The sequence below is a fragment of the Methylobacterium sp. 17Sr1-1 genome (genome assembly GCF_003173775.1).
In the GTDB taxonomy this organism is placed as follows: Bacteria; Pseudomonadota; Alphaproteobacteria; order Rhizobiales; family Beijerinckiaceae; genus Methylobacterium.
Map to the genome: position 1 here is coordinate 1,801,406 of NZ_CP029552.1, position 19,957 is coordinate 1,821,362.

Here is a 19,957-nt window from a genome sequence, read left to right on the forward strand (position 1 = left end):
GGGTATCGCTGGCCCGTAAGAAGATCACCGGAGCCTAGCCCGTGAGCCGCCTGATTCCGCGCCGCCTCGCCCTCCTCGCCCTCCTCGCCGTCGCGCCCGTCCTCGGTCGGCCCGCCGCCGCGCAGGAGCGGGCGATCACCCTGGCCTCGACCACCTCCACCGAGCAGTCGGGCCTGTTTAACCACCTGCTGCCGATCTTCCAGCGCGAGACCGGCATCGGCGTGCGCGTCGTCGCGGTCGGTACCGGTCAGGCGCTCGCCATCGGCGCCAAGGGCGATGCCGACGCGCTCCTCGTCCACGACAGGCCCGGCGAGGACACGTTCGTCGCCGAGGGCCACGGCCTCGACCGCCGCGACGTGATGGCGAACGACTTCGTGATCGTCGGCCCCGCCGCCGACCCGGCCGGCCTCGCGGGCGGGCGCGACGCGACCGAGGCGCTCGCCCGCATCGCCCGCGCCAAGGCGCCCTTCGCCAGCCGCGGCGACGACAGCGGCACCAACCGCACCGAATTGCGGCTGTGGAAGAAGGCCGGGATCGAGGCGCGGAGCCTGGGCGCGAGCTACCGCGAGCTCGGCCAGGGCATGGGCCCGACCCTGAACGCGGCGGCCGCGATGGACGCCTACACCCTGACCGACCGGGCGACCTGGGCGAGCTTCAAGAACCGCCGGACCCTCGTGATCCTGGTCCAGGGCGATCCCGCTTTGTTCAACCCCTACGGTTCGATCCTGGTCAATCCGGCCAAATTCCCGCACATCCACGCCGCCGACGCCAAGATCTGGCACGAATGGCTGACCTCCGAGCGCGGCCGGGCGGCGATCGCCTCGTTCAAGATCAACGGCGAGCAGCTGTTCTTCCCGGCCGGCACGATGCCGAGCCAGTGAGCCTCACGCCCTGGGCAGAGCCGCCACCCGGCTGATCCCGAAGGCCACGGCGCTGACCACCAGGGTCAGGCTGACGAGGACGAGGCCGAGGCCCAGCGCCAGCGCGAGGTCGCCGCGGCTCGTCTCCAGGGCGATGCTGGTCGTCATGGTGCGGGTGTAGCCGCGGATGTTGCCCCCCACCATCAGGATCGCGCCGACCTCGGCGATCGCCCGCCCGAACGCCGCCAGGAAGGCGGTGACGAGGGGAGCGGGCGCCATCGCGAGCAGGATCAGGGCCGCGTGCCCCGTGCCGACCCCGTCGACCCGCAGGGCGTCGCCGTACTCCGCCCACAGGGCCTCGCAGGTGCGATGCGAGAGCGCCGCGACGATCGGCAGGGCGAGCAGGCCTTGCGCGATCACCATCGCGCCGGGGGTGAACAGCAGGCCGAGGCTCCCGAGCGGCCCGGAGCGCGAGACGAGCAGGTAGAGCACCAGCCCCACCACCACCGGCGGCAGGCCGAGGAGCGCGTTGACGAGGACGAGGAGCGCGCCCCGGCCGGGGAAGCGCGCCGCGGCGAGCAGCGCCCCGAGGGGGGCGCCGAGGACGAAGCCGAGCCCGGCCGCGGTCAGGCTGACGCGCAGCGACAGGCCGACGATGGCGACGAGATCGGCATCCGCCCGCAGGATCATCGCGATCGCCAGCCCCAGGGCGCGCCCGAACTCGTCCATGTCACCCCCGTCTCACCCTCGCCCCGTGCCCGTCCTATCCGGGCGGACCGGTCCGTGCCAGAGTGGCGGACATTCGCAGGAGCCGGCTCGCGCGCCCTGGGTCACCCGGGTGCGCCCGTCGGCTCCGAGCCAAGCGGAGCTGCAAGGGGCCAGGCTGCGTGGCTTCTTGTTCTTGCATCATTTTCGTCGCCGAACCGGGGACCACTTCGGCGAACGATGTCCAGGAGGGCGCCGCCATGCCAGCGGCTCATCCGCTCCGTGAGACGGTACGCGAGATGGCCCTGCGCCACGTCGTCGAAGGCGAGCGCCGGGTGGTGCGCCGGCGCGCCCTGGCGGCCCGCCTCGCCCGGTCGGGCGGCGAGACCGCCACCCTGGCCGAGGCGCTGCTCGCCGACGTCCAGGCGACGCTGGAGGTCCATCGCGCCCGCCTCGCGCGCCTGATGCCGAAGCCGCAGGGTTGACGTCGCGTCCGCCCTGGCGCATGCGAGACGGCGGGACACCTCTCCCCACCGAGAGGCGCCCATCTGGAAGGATGGACACCAGCATGACGACCCGCCCCGCGGCGCGCCCGCGCGCGCCCTTCTTCTCGTCCGGACCCTGCGCCAAGCGCCCCGGCTGGACGCCCGAGGCCCTCTCCGACGCGGCTTTGGGCCGCTCGCACCGGGCGAAGCTCGGCAAGGCCAAGCTCAAGCAGGCCATCGACCTCACCCGCACGGTGCTGCAGGTCCCGGCCGACTACCGCATCGGCATCGTTCCGGCCTCCGACACCGGCGCCGTCGAGATGGCGATGTGGTCGCTTCTCGGGCCCCGCCCGGTCGACATGGTCGCCTGGGAATCCTTCGGCGAGACCTGGGTCACCGACGCGGTCAAGCAGCTCAAGCTCGATGCCCGCGTGATCAAGGCGCCCTACGGCCGCCTGCCCGACCTCTCGACCGTCGACACCCGCACCCGCGACGTGGTGTTCACCTGGAACGGCACCACCTCGGGCGTGCGCGTGCCGGACGCCGACTGGATCGCCGCCGACCGCGAGGGCCTGACGCTCTGCGACGCCACCTCGGCGGCCTTCGCGCAGGACCTCGACTGGGGCAAGCTCGATGTCGTCACCTTCTCCTGGCAGAAGGTGCTCGGCGGCGAGGCGGCGCACGGCATGCTGATCCTCTCGCCCCGCGCCGTCGCGCGGCTGGAGAGCTACGTCCCGGCCTGGCCGATGCCGAAGATCTTCCGCATGACCAAGGGCGGAAAGCTGATCGAGGGCATCTTCCAGGGCGAGACCATCAACACGCCCTCGATGCTGGCGGTCGAGGACTACATCGACGCGCTGCTCTGGGCCGAGCAGATCGGCGGCTTGGCCGCCCTGCGGGCGCGTGCCGACCGCAATGCCGGCGTGATCGCCGCGTGGGTGGCCCGCACCCCCTGGATCGCCAGCCTGGCCGAGGATCCGGCCACCGCCTCCAACACCAGCGTCTGCCTGGTGGTGAGCGATCCCGACGTGGTCGGGCGCGGCCCCGAGGCCGTGGCCGCGGTCGCCAAGGGCATCGCCACGGCGCTCGATCGCGAGGGCGTCGCCTTCGACATCGGCTCGTACCGTGACGCCCCTCCGGGCCTGCGGATCTGGTGCGGCGCCACCGTCGAGGCCTCCGACCTCGAAGCCCTGACCCCGTGGCTCGACTGGGCCTTCGCCCAGGAGAAGGCTCGCCTGACCCAGGCGGCCTGAGCACCCATCGTCGTCATGATTGGCGCCGGAGCCCCGCGAAAGCGGGAGCCGGCGTCGGCCGGGCCTCTCTTCCCGACGGGCCGCGTTCGATCGACGTCTCCCATCCCGCGTGAACGCTTGCCGGGCAAGCGCGGGATCCCCTCTCCAGGCGATGCCGGGCTTGCCAGAGATCCTTGCCCGGTCTCGCGGCAAGGTGTGGGAGAGGGGTAGGGGCGATCGAAGATCGCGCGAGGGTGTGGCGCTTCGGCGTAATTCGCTGAACGTGGTGCTGGCATCTCGACGGTCGAGTTTCATACCGAACCGTCGCCACCCTCACCCCTGACCCCTCTCCCACACGGGAGAGGGGAAGCGCGCCACCTCGACAAGGTCGGCGCGAGCGGAGACGTGTGACACCGCGATCCGTGTCGGATAGCCCCCGGCCGACCCGCTCCCCCGCGGGGCGATGGCGCGACCCCATTCGAGGCCGCCATGCCCACCACCACGACCAAAAAAGTCCTGATCTCCGACACCCTCTCGCCCGCCGCCGTCGCGATCTTCCGCGAGCGCGGCATCCAGGCCGATCTCCGCCCGGAGCTCGGCAAGGACAAGGAGGCGCTGGCCGCGGCCATCGGCGAGTATGACGGCCTCGCCGTCCGCTCGACCACCAAAGTCGGCGCCGCCCTGCTGGAGCGCGCGACGAATCTCGCCGTGATCGGCCGCGCCGGCATCGGCGTCGACACGATCGACGTGCCCGCCGCCACGGCCCGCGGCGTGATCGTGATGAACACGCCGCACGGCAACGCGGTCACCACCGCCGAGCACGCCATCGCCCTGATGCTGTCGCTCGCCCGCCAGATCCCGCAGGCCGACGCCTCGACGCAGGCCGGGCGCTGGGAGAAGAACCGCTTCCTCGGCATCGAGCTCACCGCCAAGACCCTCGGCGTGATCGGCTGCGGCAATATCGGGGCGATCGTGGCCGATCGCGGCATCGGCCTGCGCATGCGGGTCATCGCCTACGATCCGTTCCTGACGCCTGAGCGCGCCGTGGCGCTCGGCGTCGAGAAGGTCGAGCTCGACGAGTTGCTGCGCCGGGCCGACGTCATCACCCTGCACGTGCCGCTGACGGAGAAGACCCGCAACATCCTCTCGGCCGAGGCGCTGGCGCGCACGAAGCCCGGCGTTCGCATCGTCAACTGCGCCCGCGGCGGTCTCGTCGACGAGGTGGCGTTGCGCGCAGCCCTCGATTCCGGCCACGTCGCGGGCGCCGCCTTCGACGTGTTCACGGAGGAGCCGGCCAAGGACAACGTGCTGTTCGGCCACCCGAACATGGTCTGCACGCCGCATCTCGGCGCCTCGACCACCGAGGCGCAGGAGAACGTGGCGCTTCAGGTCGCCGAGCAGATGGCCGATTACCTGCTGCACGGCGCGATCCGCAACGCGGTCAACTTCCCGTCGATCTCCGCCGAGGAGGCGCCGCGCCTGCGGCCCTACGTGAGCCTCGCCGAGCAGCTCGGCTCGTTCCTCGGCCAGCTCACCGAGGCACCAATCCGCGGCATCCGCCTCGTCTACGAGGGCGAGGCGGCGGAGCTGAACACCCGGGCGCTGACCGCGGCCGCGGTGACCGGTGCCCTGCGGCCGTTCCTGGAGGGCGTCAACATGGTCTCGGCGATCGAGGTGGCCCGCGCCCGCGGCATCCAGGTCGAGACTGCGACCCGCACCACCGTCGAGGGCCCCTACGCCTCGCGCCTCCACCTCACCGTCGAGGCCGAGGACATGCCCCGCGACGCCGCCGGCACGGTGTTCGGCGACGGTCGCCCGCGCTTCGTCGAGATCCGCGGCATCGCGCTCGAGGCCGCGGTGGCGCCGCACATGCTCTACATCCGCAACGCCGACCAGCCCGGCTTCATCGGCCGCTTCGGCACGCTGATGGGCGAGGCCGGCGTCAACGTCGCCACCTTCCACCTCGGCCGCGACCGGCCGGGCGGCGACGCGATCTGCTTTGCCGCCGTCGACGAGCCGGTCTCGCCCGACCTGCTGCGGGCGATCGAGGCGATCCCGCAGGTGAAGCGGGCGCGGGCGGTGCGGTTCTGAGAGTATGAGGGAGGGGTGGGCCGTCCCACTCCTCCCTTGCAAGGCTGCCAGGAAACCGCATATCCGATTCGACCAGAGGTCCGTTCGGCGGTCGGGAGGCTATCTTGGTTGCATTGAAGGTCAAAGCAATCGGCGACACCCTCGCGGTCGTACTGCCAGACGATATGAGAACGCGTCTTGCTCTGACAGATGGGTCGACGCTCCATCTTACTGAAACTCCTGACGGTTATCAGATCACGCCGCAGGACCCCTCAGAAGAACATCAGATGGAAGTGGCGCGCGACGTGATGCAACGCTATCGAAACGCGTTGCGAGAATTGGCGAAGTAAGGCGTGACAGCGCCGATCTGGATCGCGCGAAATGTCGTCCTCGCGATCCATGCCGACCAAATCGCGGAGCATGGCGGCCTGCTAGGTTTGCGTGATAACGCTCTGCTCGACTCGGCACTCGCGCGACCACGCCAGCAAGCCGCATACGGCTCGACCGATCTGTTCGATCTGGCAGCAGCCTACGCCTTTGGTATCGCCCGCAACCATCCCTTCATTGACGGCAACAAGCGCGTTTCTTTCGTCGTTGCGGCGATGTTTCTACAGTTGAATGGTCCTCGCGTTGCAGCACCGGAGACCGACGTCGTAAGAACTTGGTTGTCCATCGCCGCAGGCGAGATCGGCGAGGCCGAGGTGGCAGCTTGGCTGAGCGCCAACACGCACTAAGCCCCGCGCCGGTCTCCCACTCAACACCATTCGTGCTAAACCCTCCGCCATGAAGATCGACGGCCGCCACTACCGCACCATCTTCCCCGCGCCCGACGGCGAGGGGATCTGCGTGATCGACCAGACCCGCCTGCCCTTCGCCTTCGAGACGAAGACGCTCCGGACCGAGGCGGAGGCGGCGGTCGCGATCCGCACGATGATCGTGCGCGGCGCGCCGCTCATCGGCGCCACCGCCGCCTACGGACTGGCGCTGGCGATGCGCGAGGACCCGTCCGACCGCAACCTCGACGGGGCGCGGGCCCGGCTCGCCGCGACGCGGCCGACCGCGATCAACCTGCGCTGGGCTCTCGACCGGGTGGCGGCCCTGCTGCACCCGCTCGCCCCGGCCGGGCGCGAGGCCGCCGCCTTCGCGGAGGCCGCCCGCATCGCCGACGAGGACGTGGCGAGCTGCCGGGCGATCGGCGAGCACGGCGCGGCGCTGATCGCGGACATCGCCCGCCGCAAGTCCGGGCCGGTCAACGTGCTCACGCATTGCAACGCCGGCTGGCTCGCCACCGTCGACTGGGGCACGGCGCTCGCGCCCATCTACGTCGCGCACGATGCCGGCCAGCCCGTCCACGTCTGGGTCGACGAGACCCGGCCGCGCAACCAGGGGGCGGCGCTCACCGCCTACGAGCTCAACGCCCACGGCGTGCCGCACACGGTGATCGCCGACAATGCCGGCGGCCACCTGATGCAGCACGGCAGGGTCGATCTCTGCATCGTCGGCTCGGACCGTACCACCTCGACCGGCGACGTCTGCAACAAGATCGGCACCTACCTGAAGGCGCTGGCCGCCCGCGATTGCGGCGTGCCGTTCTACGCCGCGCTGCCGTTCTCGACCATCGACTGGACGCTCACCGACGGCGTCGCCGGCATCCCGATCGAGGAGCGCGACGCCCGCGAGGTGACCCACCTCACCGGCCGCACCGACGACGGCGCCTTCGCGACCGTGGCGGTGGTCTCCCCTGGCAGCCCGGTGGCCAACCCGGCCTTCGACGTGACGCCGGCGCGGCTCGTCACCGGGATCATCACCGAGCGCGGCGTGGCGGACGCGACGCCGGACGGGCTGCTCGGGCTGTATCCGGAGCGGCGGGCGGCGGCGTGACAGAGGCCGAGGCCGCCATGACGGTCGATGCCACCGGCCGATCTATGCAAGGCTGCTGATCCGAGGCACCGCTTTCCATTCCCCGGCCTCAGGTCGAGGTCGTGGGTAGGATCGAGTCGATCCGTATCTGCCGGCTCGGGGCGACGGAGCCGTCACTCCTCCTCCGCCGCGCACAACTCGTCGACCGCCTTCAGGTACGCCTTGGCGTCGAACTTCTTGAGGGTGTTCTGCCCGAGATAGCGCACGGTGCCGAACACCTTGCGCCGGCCCCACGGCCGGTCGTGCAGGCCGAACAGCCAGGCGACATTGGTGAAGGAATTCGCGTCACGCCCGTCGAGGAAGTAGCGGTTGTTGAGCCGCAGGGTCACCGCGAAGGCCTCTTCCGGCGAGGGCGACCATTCGAGGATCTTCTTGCCCCAGTACATGCGCAGGTGGTTGTGCATGTAGCCGGTGACGCGCATCTCGCGCATCGCGGCGTTCCAGTACTCGTCGTGGGTGCGCCCGTGCGCCAGCGCCTCCTCGTCGTAGAGGTGCGGGCGGGAATCGTCTTCGTGCTCGGCCAAGGCCTTGCGGGCCCAGTCCGGCACCGCCTTGGCGTAAGCATCGTAGCCCGGATTGGTGTGGACGTGGTTCATCGCCAGCTCGCGCCGGACGATCAGCTCCTCCAGGAACGCTGCCCGGTCCTCCGGCCCGCCCGTCTTCGCCTTCTGGACCTTGAGGGCGGCGGCCACCGGCGAGATCTGGCCGAAATGCAGGTAGGGGCTCAGATGCGAGGCGGCACCGGCTTCCGGCCGGTTGCGCACCGTGCCGTAATCGGCGAAGGGCCCGGCGAGGTAGGCCTCCAACCGGCGATACGCCTCCGTCTCGCCGCCGCGGAAGCGCCGCACCGGCGTCACGTCCCGGTCGAGCGTCATCGCGGCGAGCGCCGCGTCGGGGTCCGAGACGTCGATGTCGCTCGTCAGGTTCAGGTCGTCCGCCAAGTGGTCGGCCGAGTGGTTGACCTTCCGCGCCCGCAGCGGCGCGAGATAGGGCTCCCAGGTCCGGTGCAGCTTCGGCCGCAGGGTCCGGGCGGCGAATTCGTGCTTGCCCGACGCGACCTCGACCGGCACCACCACGTCGCCCTCGACCTGGACCAGCCGGCCGTCGAAGTTCTCCTCGATTTCGGCGTACCAGCTCTTCTGGATCGTCAGGTAGCCGCGGTCGAGGACCAGCATCGCGGCCTGTTTGCCCAAAGTCAGGGCAGCCCTGGCCGGGGTGGCGCGGCGCAGCACGAAGGCGATGCCGCGGCGTTCCAGGCCCGCCTTGGCGTCGGCCAGCCCCTGGAGCAGGAAGGCGTAGTGACGCGCATTGGCCTCGGGGAAGTGGGCGCCGCCGTCGAGGAGGCCGAACCCCGCCACCACCGGCAGCCCGAGGCGGTTGGCCTCCTCGACGGCGTATTCCAGGGCCGGGTTGTCGCGGCTGCGCATGCCCTGCTGCATCAGGTAGAGCACGTAGGCGCCGTCCCGTGGCTCCCCATCCTTCAGAACCCGGATCCGCCCCGCCTGAATCGCCATCGCTCGCGCCCCCGTCACGGGCGGAGAACTAGGCCGTGGCGGGGCGCGGTCCAGCGGCGGGCCGGAGTTGCCCGCGAAAGCGGCAAGGCTGCCGCTAATCGCGCCTTGCCATCCGGCGGCGCACACTTATGTTATTGCAGTGCGGAAGCGCGATGGCGTCGCGCTCCCGCTGCCCTCCTTGGGCGTTTCCTCCCTAGACTTCGGGCTGCCCGCAAGGGTGGCCTTTTTTCTTGGGCTCATCTCCCGGAGGGATGATTCCGTCGGCGTCCCTCTGCGTCCGGTGGAGCTTATAGTCGCGCTCCGCGTTGTCCCCCACGTGCTGGCCCGCCTCGTGCATCGCGGGGCGATCGGAGCCGAGCGTGAGGGAGCGGTCGAGCGATGCGGCAATTCACTTTGCGGGTCGAGGAGAGTGGGGAAGGCCTCGTCTGCATCACCAGCCCGGAGATCAAGAGCCTGTTCGTGGCCGACGAGACGCTCGCCGGCGCGCTGGAGGCGGTGCCGAGCGTGGTGCGGGCGCTGATGCGCGAGGAGGGACGCGGCACCCTGCCGGGCGAGGAGGCTGCCGAATAGGCGCCTCCCGAGCAGACTTGCATCGGCGGGCTGACGCGTCGTCCGCTCGAACGAAAGGTTTGTCGTAGATTTCGATCGCAAAACCGGCCACCGGTTTTGCGACAGCCGCCTGGAGCACTGCCCCGATCACGGTGCGATCGAGCAGTGCTCCGAGTCCTTGGATGTGCCGCATTGTCTACGGCGAACCGGTATCCACGTCGTCGGACAATACGTTCGCCCAGGGCGCAGATTAGCCCCGGGCCCGCGCCCGGATCATGAAGTTGTCGTAAGTATACTCGGCGACCTGGAACCAGAGATATTCCTCATTGCGAAACGTCTTCAGCGCGTCGTAGATGCGCTTGAAGTCCGGGTTCTTGGCGCCGAGCTCGGCGTAGAAGTCGTTCGCCGCCTTGAGGGCGGCCTCCATCACCTCCTGCGGGAAGGGGCGCAGCTGCGCGCCGCCGCCGACGAGGCGCCGCAGGGCGGCCGGGTTGCGCGCGTCGTACTTGGCCTGCAGGTCGCCGTTGACGCTCGCCGCCGCCGCCGTCGCGATCGCCCGGTAGGCCTTGGGCAGTTCCGACCATTTCTGGGCGTTGAACCAGAAGTGCAGCATCGCGCCGCCCTCCCAGAAGCCCGGATAATAGTAGAACGGCGCCACCTTGTTGAGGCCGAGCTTCTCGTCGTCGTAGGGGCCGATCCACTCGGCGGCGTCGAGGGTCTTGGCCTCCAATGCGCCGTAGAGGTCGGCGCCCGGCGTCGTCTGGGTTGCGACGCCGAGCCGGGCGAGCACCTGCGCGCCGAGGCCGGCGATGCGGAAGCGCAGGCCCTGCAGGTCGGCGACGGACTTCACCTCGCGCCGGAACCAGCCGCCCATCTGGGTGCCGGTATTGCCGCCGGGCAGGGCGTAGAGCTTGTTCTTGGAAAAAATCTCGTTGAACAGATCGAGCGCCCCGCCCTGCAGCATCCAAGCATTCTGCTGGCGTGCGTTGAGGCCGAAGGGGATCGCGGTGGCCAGCGCGTAGGTCGGGTCGCGGCCGGCCTCGTAGTAGGCGGCCGAGTAGGCCATCTCCAGGGTGCCGGCCCCGACCGCATCGAGCAAAGCCGGGGACTCGCCCGCGGGCGCCGCCGCGACCTCGATCTGGAAGCGGTTGTCCGTCGCCTCGGCGACGAGGCGGGCGAACAGCTCGGCGGCGCCGTAGAGCGCGTCGAGGTTGCGCGGGAAGGCGGAGTGCAGGCGCCAGCGCAGCTCGGGCGCGCCCTGCGCCACGGCCGGGGCCGCCACGGCGGCGCTGCCGGCGAGGCCGATGCCGGCCGTCAGGATGTCGCGACGCTTCATGCTCTTCCCATCGGCGCGAATGCCCACCGTTCCAGATTCTCCACGGGACCACAGGTAGCGCGCTTTCCGCGAAAGCGCACCGGGGCCGGCGCCCTGCCTCCCGGGAAACCGCTCGTGCGCGGGTGAGGGCTATGCTACCCCGGGAGGATTCCGCGGCGGCGCCCGGCGCCCCGCCCCTTGCCGGAGCGCGACCCGACCGTGAAGCCCGAACCGATCTCCCTGCACACGGTCTGCGGCCTGGAGGAGCTGGGCCACCACTCGACCCGCGGCGTCACCCACGTGCTGTCGATCCTCGACCCGGCCTGGCCCGAGCCCGAGGCCTTCGGCACCTACGACGCGCATCACCGCACCACGTTGCGCTTCCACGACATCATCGAGCCGGTCGACGGCCAGATCCTGCCCGAGCGCCGGGACGTCGAGGCGATCCTGCGCTTCGGCGAGGAGCTCGCCGCCGAGACCGCGCGGCGCAAGACGCACCTCCTGATTCACTGCCACGCCGGCATCTCGCGCTCCACCGCCGCGATGACGATGCTGCTCGGCCAGGCCCATCCGGACCTCGACGCGCAGGCGGTCGTCACCAAGGTCCACGACTTGCGCGAGAAGGCTTGGCCCAATGCCCGCCTGATCGCCTTCGCGGACGAGGCACTCGGCTACGACGGCAGCCTGACCGAGGCGGTGCGGCGGCTCCACGCCGAGCAGCTTCGCGTGCGGCCGCACCTCGCCGAGCTGATGCGGGGGTTGGGACGGGGGCGGGAGGTGGATGCGGCGTTGGCGTGATCCGCAAAGTCCCTTCAGCGTCTTCCATTGAAATTCACACGTTCCGCGTCATTCCGGGCTCCGCTTTCGCGGCCCCGGGATGACGCGGAGGGTCTGATGTCTGCCGGTGGCAGCCGAGGCTCCGCTAGCCTCCGAGCGGTCTGGAAAGGCTAGCCGAGCACGTACCGCTCGATCGCCTCCGCGAATCCCTCCGCCTCGTTCGTCCCCGTCACCTCGGTCGCCGCCCGCTTCACCGCGTCGCTGGCGTTGCCCATCGCGATCGACAGGCCGGCGCGGGCGAACATCGCCGTGTCGTTCGCCATGTCGCCGAGCACCGCCACCCGATCGAGCGGAATACCCAGCTCCCCGGCGACGCGCGCCACGAAGTGGCCCTTGTCGACGTGGGGCGGGGTGACGTCGAGGTAGTAGGCCTGCGAGCGGTGGACCGCCGCGCCGTCGCCGATCTCGGCGGCGAGACGCGGTTCGAGGGCGGCGAGGAGCGCGTGGTCGCGGGAGACGCCGACGAGCTTCGCCGCGCGGGCGAGATGCGGCGCGGGGTCGTCGACCACGCGCGGCTCGGCCTGGAGGGTGCGGCGCTCCAGGTCGGTATAGGGGCCGTCCGGGTCGGTGAGGAGCCACGCGCCGTCCGCGAAGACCCAGAGGTCGATCCCTTCCGCGGAAAAGCGCGCGGCGGCCGTCCTCGCGGCGGCTTCCGGAATCAGCGTCTCGTCGATGAGCGAGAGGTCGGGCCGCACCACCGTCGAGCCGTTGAAGGCGCCCATCGGCAGGGTGAGCCCGAGCGGCGCGACCAGGGGGCGCAGGCCGACCGGCGGGCGGCTCGACGCCACCGTGAAGGCGATGCCGCGCTCGCGCAGGGCCTCGACGGCGCGGATCGCCCGCTCCGTCAGTTGCTTGTCGCCGGTGACGAGGGTGCCGTCGACGTCGGTGACCACGAGGGAAATGGGCGCGGGAGCTTTGGGCAAGGGGCGGCCTCCTCGACGTCGCACTCGGTGCCTGTTCGATCAGCGATGTTGATCGATCTGGCAGATAGGCCGACAGCTCTCCTCGTCATCCCGGGGCTGGCCGAAGGGCGAGAACCCGGGATCCATAACCGCCGAGGCCTCGCTGGAAGTCGGATCGCGTTCCGTCACGTCCTGGAGCGTCAGCGATCAGGGATCCCGGGTTCCCGCTTGCGCGGCCCCGGAATGACGGAGGGGATCTGAAGCCGGTCAGCCCGTTCAGGGCAAGCTCTCAAATTTCCCTGTGCACCGGCACCGGCTCGGGGGCGGCCTCGGGCCGCAGCGGGACGATCTCGGGGTGCAAGACCCGCTCGCGCAGGGCCTGCGGTCCGAGCGTCAGGGCGAAGAAGTCGTACTCGCCCGGCAGGTCGTTGGCCATCAGGAACTGGAAGTGCATCCGGAACGGCCGGAACGAGATCCGCCGGTAGACGTCCGGGACGATGATCTCGCGAAACTTCGTCGAGCGGATCATCGGGTTGCGCACCGGTCCCGCGGGCGTCTCGCCGAGGTCGCGGGCGGGGTTGAAGCCCGGAAAGTTCATCCAGTCCTGCGGCGCCTGATAGTCGGTCCAGACCAGCCGCGCGCTCGCGACGAGGCGCATCACGTCGGCGCGCACCGGCTGCGCCCGCGGGTTGATGGTGACGAGGGGCAGCCCGGCCCCGAGGGTCAGGAGCGAGAGGCGCGGGGTCGCCGGAATATCCCGCTCCAGCACCCGCGCGGCGACCTCGGCGGCGGTGAGGCCGCCCGAGGAATGGCCGACGATCAGGACCTCGTCGACCTCGCCCGCCCGGCAGATCTCCGCGACGTGGTCGGCGAACAGCGCCAACCGCGCCTCGTAGTCGGGGCGCCAGCCGTTGCTGTGCTGCCAGTTGAACACCCAGTCGTTGATGAGCTGGCGCAGAAAAATCCGGTCGAGGAGCGGGGTGGCGGCGAGGACGAGCCCGATCCCGGCGAGCGCCCCGAGGGCGCCGGCGGCGAGGCCCGGCAGCCAGCCGGCGAGGAGCCGCGCGACGCCGGTGCCGAGGAGGGCGGCGAGCCCCCCTAAGATCAGCGTCATGCCGAAGGGGTAGAGGATGACGTTGCCGTACTTCCAGTTCAGGCCGTAGAGCCGGAAGAGCTTGCCGGTGACGAGGCTGTGCAGGATGCCGGCGGTCAGCAGCGCCATCGAGGCGATCAGCGGCCGGCGGAAATCCGCCCGCACGAGGTCGTCCCACAGGAGCACCTCGTAGGTGGTGCGGGTCTCCCGGCCGGGCTGCCCGGTCTCCACGGTCCAGGTCTGCACCAGGCCGTCGGGCCTCGTCTCGGCGCGGGTGATCGCCTTCCTGCCGATGTCGAAGCGCTTGGCGTAGCGGGTGAATTCGCGGGCGAACAAGGCCCTGTAGCGCTTGCTCGATTCCGGATCGTAGCCCGGCAGGTAGACGACGTGCCGCCGGCGCACGGGCCCTGGATCCTGTGCGGCGGCGTCGGGCGGCGTGTAGCCGATCTGTGTGGTCATCTCTGCCCTGTCATCCGCGCCATCATTCGCGCCGCGCCATGCTGACGCCGTGATTTGGTAACTCTTGTCGTGCTTTCACGACACGCCGAAGGCCGCGCGCCGGTTCCGCGGGCCTGTGTCTAGCGGGGAAGGCGGCGCCGGGGGAGGGCTCCCGAAGGCACTGTGACACGGGGGCCACGGACAGGGGACCCGACTCAGGCTAGGGACCACTCTCAAGGTAAGGACGAGCAATCTCGCCGATGCGCGCACTCCCGATCGCCCTCTGCACCGCGCTCGCGGTCTCGGGCTGCTCCAACTTCCTGCCGGCGGCCGGCCCGACGGCGAGCGCGGTCGCGTCGGGCGCCGACGTCGCCACCGACCAGGGCCTCCTCGCCCGCTACGAGATCATCGACGTCAACGCCGCCGTGGTCGAGGCCCTGCGCGGCCGTCCGCTCGACAGCCTGCTCGCCTCCTTCGGCGACCGCCGCCCCTCCGTCGAGCCGGTGATCGGCGTCGGCGACACCGTGGCGGTGACCATCTACGAGGCCAGCACCGGCGGCCTGTTCTCCGGCTCCCTGTCGGTCGACCGGTTCTCCTCCGGCTCGAAATCGGCCACCATCCCGCCCCAGGTCGTCACCCGCGACGGCGCGATCACGGTGCCGTATGCCGGCCGCATCCAGGTGGCGGGCAAGCGCGTCCAGGACGTGCAGGCCCAGATCGAGCAGGAGCTCGCCGGCAAGGCGATCGAGCCGCAGGTGATCGTCACCGTGGTCCAGCCGACCAGCACCGCCGTGACGGTGACCGGCGAGGTGACGGCGGGCGCCCGCCTGCCGCTCTCCACCAAGGGCGACCGGCTGCTCGACGTGGTCGCCTCCGCCGGCGGCGTGCGCGCGCCGGTCTCCGAGACCTTCGTGCGGCTCTCGCGCGGTTCCACCACCGCGACGGTGCCGCTGACCGCGATCGTCTCCAACCCGCGCGAAAACATCTTCCTGCGCCCGGGCGACACCCTCACCCTGGTGCGCGACCCCCAGACCTTCCTGGCGGTGGGCGCGCTCGGCGCGCAATCCGAGATCCCGTTCGCCGCCGAGGGCATCACGCTGGCCCAGGCGCTGGCCAAGGCGCGCGGCCTCTCGGACCTGCAGGCCGACCCGGCCGGCGTGTTCCTGTTCCGGTTCGAGCCGGCCTCGGTGGTGCGCCGCATCCGCCCGAACAGCCCGCTCCTGTCCTCGAACTTCGTGCCGGTGGTCTACCGGATCAACATGCGCGATCCCAACAGCCTGTTCGTCTCCCAGGCGTTCCGGATGCGCAACCGCGACCTCGTCTACGTCTCGAACGCGCCCTTCACCGAGGTCCAGAAGGTGCTCGGCGTGTTCTCGACCATCACCGCGCCGGTCTCGGCCGGCGCCTCGGTCTACGCCGGCGTGCGGTAAGGGCGAACCGGGCGGGCCAAGCGGCCCGCCCGGTTCGGGTCAGGGCGTCACCACCCGCACCGGTGCGCCCCGGCGCCAGGCCGCGATCGCCTCGACGGTGTCCTCGTAGAACATCCGGAACGTGCTCTGCGTGACGTAGCCGAGATGCGGGGTCAGCACCGCGTTCGGCACGCTCCGCAGCGGATGGTCGGCGGGCAGGGGCTCGCGGTCGAACACGTCGAGCCCGGCCCGGATCCGGCTCTCAGCCAGGGCCGCCACCAAAGCCGCCTCGTCGATCAGCGGGCCGCGGGAAGTGTTGATCAGGATCGCCCCTTTCCGCATCCGGGCGATCTCGCCCTCCCCGACGATGCCGCGGGTCGAGGGCGCCAGCACCATGTGCAGGCTGACGACGTCGCTCTCCGCGAACAGGGCCTCCCGCGTGACGAGACTCGCCCCGCCGGCCTCGGCCCGCTCCGGCGTCAGGTTGGGGCTCCAGGCCGTCGGCCGCATGCCGAGCGCGCGGCCCACCGCCGCGACCCGGGCCCCGATGCGCCCGAGTCCCAGGAGCCCGAGGGTGCGGCCCTCCAGGCCCTCGCCGACCGTTTCCTGCCAGCGCCCGGCCGCCACGTTGGCGAATTCCCGCGGCAGGTTGCGGGCACAGGCCAGCATCAGCGCGACGGTGAGTTCCGCGGTGGCGATGCCGCCCTCGCCGTTGCGGGTGTTGCAGACCGTGATGCCGCGGGCGTTCAGCGCCGCGGTGTCGACCGACGGGTTGCGCCCGCCGGTGAACACCACGAGCTTCAGATTGGGCAGGGCTGCGATCAGATCGGCGTCCAGCGGCATGCGCTCGCGCATCAGGCAGAGCACGGTGTAGGGCGCGAGCCGCGCGGGAGCGTCCGCCCGCGGCACCGGCTCCGAGAAGAACTCCACCGCCACGTCCGGGCCGAGGCCGCCCCACTCGGCGAGCCCCGCGGCCACGCCCTGATAATCGTCGAGCACCGCGATCCGGATGCCGTCTTCGTGTGTCGTCACGCGATTTCCTCCCTGATACGATTTCCGGAAGACTACTTCCGGAAATCGTATCGCAAGCCTGCGCAGCGCTTGAGCGAAGCCGATTTCCGCACTGCGAAGCAATCAGTCGGAAATCGTATGAATCCCTTCATATCCGGCGCCGGACGGGCGTTCCAGCCGGGGCGTCCGTGCTATGCTCGCCGCAGCACCCTGACGCGCCGCGCCCCCCTTGCGCCCCCGCGGGCTCGCGCCCGATAGAGCGGGCGCCTCGCCGGGTCCGCGCGGAGAAGGGACTGATAGCCGTGCTTCGCACGGACAGGGGGGCGGCGGCCGTGCTAAGCGGCCGGACGAGCGAGGCCGGAGGTCGGAGTGGTTCGAACGATGCGGGAGCGCCGGGGATGACGCGCACCAGGGCCGTCGCCGCCCTGTGGCTGGCGATCGGAGCGCTGCTGACCGGGGCGGGCGCCGCCCGCGCCGACGTGACCGTCGGGGTCGCGGTGCCGCGCACCGGCGCGGTCGCCGGCATCGGCGAGCAGGTGCTCCAGGGCGTGCAGGCCGCCGTCCGGGACGCCAATGCCCGCGGCGGCATTGCCGGCGAGCCGATCGTGCTCGACGTGCAGGACGATGCCTGCGACCCCGGCCAGGCGATGGCGGTGGCCGAGCGCTTCGTGCGCGCCGGCGTGCGGCTGGTGATCGGGCATGTCTGCTCCAGCGCCTCGCTGGCGGCCTCCGACGTCTACGCGGCGGCCGGCGCGGTGATGATCAGCCCGGCCTCCAACGCCGCGCGCCTGACCGATCGCGGCTTGCCGACCATCTTCCGGGTCTCCGGCCGCGAGGACGACCAGGGCCGGCTCTCGGCCACGATCCTGGCCGAGCGTTTTCGCGACAAGAAGATCGCGATCCTCTACGACGACACGCCCCTGTCGCGGAACCTCGCCGAGTCGACCAAGGCCAACCTGAACAAGATCGGCCAGAACGAGACCCTGTTCGCCGCCATCGTCCCGGGCCAGACCGACGACGCCGCGCTGATCAAGCGCCTGCAGGGGGCGGGGATCGAGGTGGTCTATTACGGCGGCCACTACCAGGAGATGGGCAAGCTGGTGCGCAAGGCGGCGGATGCCGGCTACCGCCCGCAGTGGTTCGGCACCTCCGGCATCGCCACGAAGGAGTTCGGCACGCTGGCGGGCCCTGCGAGCGACGGCGTGCTGATGACCTTCAACCCGGACCTGCGCCGCAAGCCGGAGGCCGCCGCCGCCGTGAAGGCGCTGCAGGCCGACGGGATCGATCCCGCCGGCTTCACCCTCTACGGCTACGCCGCGCTCCAGGCCCTCGTCGAGGCCGGTAACTTCGCCAAGTCCACCGACCCGAAGGCCATCGCCGAGACCCTGCATGCCGAGCGGTTCACCCTGGTGCTCGGCAATGTCGGCTTCGACCAGAAGGGCGACGTGACGGCGCCGGGCTACGTGCTCTACGTCTGGCGCGACGGGGTGTTCACCTACGCCAATTGAGGCCCGATCGAAGCGAGGTCGAGGGGGATCGTCCCCTCCGCCACCGTGAGGGTGCGCCCGCCGACCCAGTCGGCGCCGTCGTAATCGACGAAGATCCGGCCGCGGCGGCCGAGTCGCGTGCCCTGCGCGGCGATGTAGGGACCGGCGGCGCGGCCGGTCTCGCGCAGCCAGCCGGCGACGGCGGCGTTGAAGCTGCCGGTGACCGGATCCTCGACCAGGGCGCCGGCGCCGTCGCTGAACAGGGTGCGGATCTCCCAGGCCGTCACTGCACCCTGGGGGTGGGCACCGACGAGGCCGATATCGATCCGGCCCTCGTGGCGGCGCACCGGCTCCACCGCCAGCACCGCCTCGGCGGAACCCAGCATCACCCCGATCCAGCCCGGGCCGTTATCGGCCCAGCGCGCCTCGACGACGGCCTCAGGGGCGATCCGCAGCACCGTCGCGACTTCCCGCAGGGTGGCCTCGTCCACCGGGCCCGAGCGCAGGAGCGGCGGCGCCGCGAAGGCGAGGCGGTCGGAATCGTGCCGGATCGGCACGAGGCCCGCCCCGCATTCCTGCACCACGCGCCCGGGCTGCCGGGGCGTCCCACCGAGGGCCAGCCAGGCGTGGCAGGCGCCGAGGGTCGGGTGGCCGGCGAAGGGCAGCTCGTGGGCGAGGGTGAAGATGCGCGCCCGGTAATCGGCGCTGGCATTGGTCGGCGGCAGCAGGAACACCGTCTCCGACAGGTTGAACCACCGCGTCATCGCCTGCATCACAGCGGTATCGGGCTCGGCCCCGCTCACCACCGCGAGCGGGTTGCCGGTGAAGGCGCCGTCGTGGAACACGTCGACCAGGGCGAAGCGGGCGGTCATGGCTCAGGGCTCCGGGGGCCAGCGAAAGTCGCTCAATCGCGTTCCTTGCCCGATTCGTCCGTCGCCTCCCACCCGCGACCTCGGGATGAGGTCGCGGGTGGGATGTAAGTGTCTCTACGACGTTGCCCCTGGTATCACGTCCAATACAGCACCCGCGCCGCCGGCAGCCGCTCCGCCAGGTCCTGCGTCAGGCCCTGACGCATCTCCCGCATCAGCTCGGCCGGAAACACGTACTTCACCGAGCCGAACTTGGTGAGCTTGCGGCTGCGCTCGTCCTCCCGCATCGGCAGGTCGGAGCCCGGATACCAGCCCGTCAGCACCTCCTTCGAGCCGGGGGTGAAGCGGTGGGTGATGAGTTCAGCGGTGAGGTCGAGGTCGCGCACCCCGTCGAGCGCGTCGGCGGCCTGGGCGAAGAGGTCGGCATAGGCCTCACGCCAGCCCGGCACGGGCAGGATCGGCGCGATCGTGAGCCCGACCGGGTAACCGGCGCGGGCCAAAGCCCCCATCGCGGCGAGGCGGTCGCGCAACGGGGCGGTACCCCCTCGTAGCGGGCGGCCGACGCGGCGTTGACCGAGAAGCGCAGCCGGGTGCGGCGGCGGTGCTCCAGGCCGAGCAGGGGCTCGACCGCCGCGAACTTGGTGGTGGCGCGCAACGACACCGGGGCGTCCCAGGCACCGAAATGCCGGATCGCCGCCGAGAGCGAGCCGGTCAGGTGCTCGATGCCGAGGGGATCGGTGTAGCACGAGGCCTCGAAGGTCGTGCCCTCGTGCGCGCGCTCCGCACTCGCCGAGGTGACGCCGCCCTGGCCGACATAGGCCGCGAGGTTGTCCAGGATCTCGGGCAGGTTGGCGTAGACCCGGGTCACCGGGGGGCCGGAGAGCGAGCCGGCGAGGTAGCAGTACTGGCAATGGGCCGGGCAGCCCTCGGCGAGGTCGACGCGCCAGTCGGCGCTCGGCGGGATTGGCTGCAGCTTCAGCTTGGTCGGCGGCGCGACCACCACCGCGAGGGTGTTCTTGGCCTCGACATAGGCCCGGCGCGGATCGGGGTGGCGCAGGCCGGTCAGGCGGTTGCCGGGCAAAGCCTCGACGGCGAGCCCGAGGGCCTCGGCGCGGGCCGCGATCGACCGCCCGTGGGCGTGCTCCCGCGCCGCCGCGGTGATGACGACCCGGCGCGGACGCCAGAGGCGGGCCGTGCGGGCGGGAGCGGGATCGTGGACGGTCATGCCCGGCGAACGCGCGGGCGGCTCTGCGGGTCCCGA

The 19,957-nt window shown here is 71.1% G+C and carries 18 protein-coding genes and 1 pseudogene; 11 read left to right on the top strand and 8 right to left on the bottom strand.

The window, feature by feature from the left end; translation table 11 throughout:
- Positions 1-53 precede the first annotated feature (53 nt).
- Positions 54-881, top strand: a complete 828-nt coding sequence (locus DK412_RS08070) for a substrate-binding domain-containing protein (RefSeq protein WP_109975132.1) — start codon at positions 54-56, stop codon at positions 879-881.
- 3 nt (positions 882-884) lie between these two features.
- On the opposite strand, the gene DK412_RS08075 is transcribed toward DK412_RS08070, so the two are convergent.
- A complete protein-coding gene (locus DK412_RS08075; RefSeq protein WP_109971533.1) occupies positions 885-1,589 on the bottom strand; it encodes an ABC transporter permease in 705 nt (234 codons plus the stop codon).
- Between the two features lie 236 nt (positions 1,590-1,825).
- Between DK412_RS08075 and DK412_RS08080 the strand changes: the two genes are divergently transcribed.
- The 6 genes from DK412_RS08080 (at position 1,826) to mtnA (ending at position 7,233) form a co-directional block, all read left to right on the top strand.
- A complete protein-coding gene (locus DK412_RS08080; protein ID WP_162596151.1) occupies positions 1,826-2,050 on the top strand; it encodes a hypothetical protein in 225 nt (74 codons plus the stop codon).
- A gap of 83 nt (positions 2,051-2,133) precedes the next feature.
- A complete protein-coding gene (locus DK412_RS08085; protein WP_109975133.1) occupies positions 2,134-3,303 on the top strand; it encodes a phosphoserine transaminase in 1,170 nt (389 codons plus the stop codon).
- A 468-nt stretch (positions 3,304-3,771) separates the two neighbouring features.
- A complete protein-coding gene (gene serA / locus DK412_RS08090) occupies positions 3,772-5,373 on the top strand; it encodes a phosphoglycerate dehydrogenase (RefSeq protein WP_109971535.1) in 1,602 nt (533 codons plus the stop codon).
- Between the two features lie 104 nt (positions 5,374-5,477).
- Positions 5,478-5,702, top strand: a complete 225-nt coding sequence (locus DK412_RS08095) for an AbrB/MazE/SpoVT family DNA-binding domain-containing protein (RefSeq protein ID WP_204165525.1) — start codon at positions 5,478-5,480, stop codon at positions 5,700-5,702.
- A gap of 3 nt (positions 5,703-5,705) precedes the next feature.
- The gene (locus tag DK412_RS08100) at positions 5,706-6,086 is read left to right on the top strand and encodes a type II toxin-antitoxin system death-on-curing family toxin (protein WP_109971536.1); all 381 of its coding nucleotides are present in this window, start codon (positions 5,706-5,708) and stop codon (positions 6,084-6,086) included.
- 49 nt (positions 6,087-6,135) lie between these two features.
- Positions 6,136-7,233 (top strand): S-methyl-5-thioribose-1-phosphate isomerase, encoded by a 1,098-nt coding sequence (gene mtnA / locus DK412_RS08105; RefSeq protein ID WP_109971537.1) that lies wholly within the window; start codon positions 6,136-6,138, stop codon positions 7,231-7,233.
- Positions 7,234-7,385: 152 nt separating this feature from the next.
- On the opposite strand, the gene DK412_RS08110 is transcribed toward mtnA, so the two are convergent.
- On the bottom strand, positions 7,386-8,786 hold the full coding sequence (locus DK412_RS08110; RefSeq protein WP_109971538.1) for a deoxyribodipyrimidine photo-lyase: 1,401 nt from the start codon (positions 8,784-8,786) through the stop codon (positions 7,386-7,388).
- A gap of 378 nt (positions 8,787-9,164) precedes the next feature.
- On the opposite strand from DK412_RS08110, the gene DK412_RS08115 reads away from it, so the two are divergent.
- Positions 9,165-9,356: a hypothetical protein gene (locus tag DK412_RS08115; RefSeq protein ID WP_048429329.1), complete on the top strand. Its 192-nt coding sequence runs from the start codon at positions 9,165-9,167 to the stop codon at positions 9,354-9,356.
- 229 nt (positions 9,357-9,585) lie between these two features.
- Here the strand turns inward: DK412_RS08115 and DK412_RS08120 are convergent, their stop codons facing one another.
- Positions 9,586-10,671, bottom strand: a complete 1,086-nt coding sequence (locus DK412_RS08120) for an ABC transporter substrate-binding protein (protein ID WP_109971539.1) — start codon at positions 10,669-10,671, stop codon at positions 9,586-9,588.
- A 198-nt stretch (positions 10,672-10,869) separates the two neighbouring features.
- On the opposite strand from DK412_RS08120, the gene DK412_RS08125 reads away from it, so the two are divergent.
- On the top strand, positions 10,870-11,448 hold the full coding sequence (locus tag DK412_RS08125) for a protein-tyrosine-phosphatase (RefSeq protein WP_109975135.1): 579 nt from the start codon (positions 10,870-10,872) through the stop codon (positions 11,446-11,448).
- Positions 11,449-11,597: 149 nt separating this feature from the next.
- On the opposite strand, the gene DK412_RS08130 is transcribed toward DK412_RS08125, so the two are convergent.
- Complete coding sequence (locus tag DK412_RS08130; protein WP_204165526.1) at positions 11,598-12,410, bottom strand: Cof-type HAD-IIB family hydrolase; 813 nt, start codon at positions 12,408-12,410, stop codon at positions 11,598-11,600.
- Positions 12,411-12,678: 268 nt separating this feature from the next.
- Entirely contained in the window at positions 12,679-13,941 is a 1,263-nt protein-coding gene (locus DK412_RS08135) for an alpha/beta hydrolase (RefSeq protein WP_109971540.1), read from the bottom strand.
- 239 nt (positions 13,942-14,180) lie between these two features.
- Here DK412_RS08135 and DK412_RS08140 point away from each other — a divergent pair, with 239 nt between their 5' ends.
- Complete coding sequence (locus tag DK412_RS08140; protein WP_109971541.1) at positions 14,181-15,350, top strand: polysaccharide biosynthesis/export family protein; 1,170 nt, start codon at positions 14,181-14,183, stop codon at positions 15,348-15,350.
- A gap of 39 nt (positions 15,351-15,389) precedes the next feature.
- Here the strand turns inward: DK412_RS08140 and DK412_RS08145 are convergent, their stop codons facing one another.
- Complete coding sequence (locus DK412_RS08145) at positions 15,390-16,361, bottom strand: D-2-hydroxyacid dehydrogenase family protein (protein WP_204165527.1); 972 nt, start codon at positions 16,359-16,361, stop codon at positions 15,390-15,392.
- Positions 16,362-16,738: 377 nt separating this feature from the next.
- On the opposite strand from DK412_RS08145, the gene DK412_RS08150 reads away from it, so the two are divergent.
- Complete coding sequence (locus DK412_RS08150) at positions 16,739-17,848, top strand: branched-chain amino acid ABC transporter substrate-binding protein (protein WP_109971542.1); 1,110 nt, start codon at positions 16,739-16,741, stop codon at positions 17,846-17,848.
- Here DK412_RS08150 and DK412_RS08155 read toward each other — a convergent pair.
- Positions 17,836-18,699 (bottom strand): PhzF family phenazine biosynthesis protein, encoded by an 864-nt coding sequence (locus DK412_RS08155; protein ID WP_109971543.1) that lies wholly within the window; start codon positions 18,697-18,699, stop codon positions 17,836-17,838. The genes DK412_RS08150 and DK412_RS08155 overlap by 13 nt on opposite strands.
- A gap of 134 nt (positions 18,700-18,833) precedes the next feature.
- Positions 18,834-19,921: pseudogene (locus tag DK412_RS08160) on the bottom strand (radical SAM protein).
- Positions 19,922-19,957: the final 36 nt, after the last annotated feature.

What these genes read in the sequence shown, in the direction of transcription:
- DK412_RS08075 (WP_109971533.1), bottom strand. Translation starts at nt 1,589, where the DNA reads ATGGACGAGTTCGGGCGCGCCCTGGGGCTGGCGATCGCGATGATCCTG.
- DK412_RS08080 (WP_162596151.1), top strand. Translation starts at nt 1,826, where the DNA reads ATGCCAGCGGCTCATCCGCTCCGTGAGACGGTACGCGAGATGGCCCTG.
- DK412_RS08085 (WP_109975133.1), top strand. Translation starts at nt 2,134, where the DNA reads ATGACGACCCGCCCCGCGGCGCGCCCGCGCGCGCCCTTCTTCTCGTCC.
- serA (WP_109971535.1), top strand. Translation starts at nt 3,772, where the DNA reads ATGCCCACCACCACGACCAAAAAAGTCCTGATCTCCGACACCCTCTCG.
- mtnA (WP_109971537.1), top strand. Translation starts at nt 6,136, where the DNA reads ATGAAGATCGACGGCCGCCACTACCGCACCATCTTCCCCGCGCCCGAC.
- DK412_RS08110 (WP_109971538.1), bottom strand. Translation starts at nt 8,786, where the DNA reads ATGGCGATTCAGGCGGGGCGGATCCGGGTTCTGAAGGATGGGGAGCCA.
- DK412_RS08115 (WP_048429329.1), top strand. Translation starts at nt 9,165, where the DNA reads ATGCGGCAATTCACTTTGCGGGTCGAGGAGAGTGGGGAAGGCCTCGTC.
- DK412_RS08120 (WP_109971539.1), bottom strand. Translation starts at nt 10,671, where the DNA reads ATGAAGCGTCGCGACATCCTGACGGCCGGCATCGGCCTCGCCGGCAGC.
- DK412_RS08135 (WP_109971540.1), bottom strand. Translation starts at nt 13,941, where the DNA reads ATGACCACACAGATCGGCTACACGCCGCCCGACGCCGCCGCACAGGAT.
- DK412_RS08140 (WP_109971541.1), top strand. Translation starts at nt 14,181, where the DNA reads ATGCGCGCACTCCCGATCGCCCTCTGCACCGCGCTCGCGGTCTCGGGC.
- DK412_RS08150 (WP_109971542.1), top strand. Translation starts at nt 16,739, where the DNA reads ATGACGCGCACCAGGGCCGTCGCCGCCCTGTGGCTGGCGATCGGAGCG.
- DK412_RS08155 (WP_109971543.1), bottom strand. Translation starts at nt 18,699, where the DNA reads ATGACCGCCCGCTTCGCCCTGGTCGACGTGTTCCACGACGGCGCCTTC.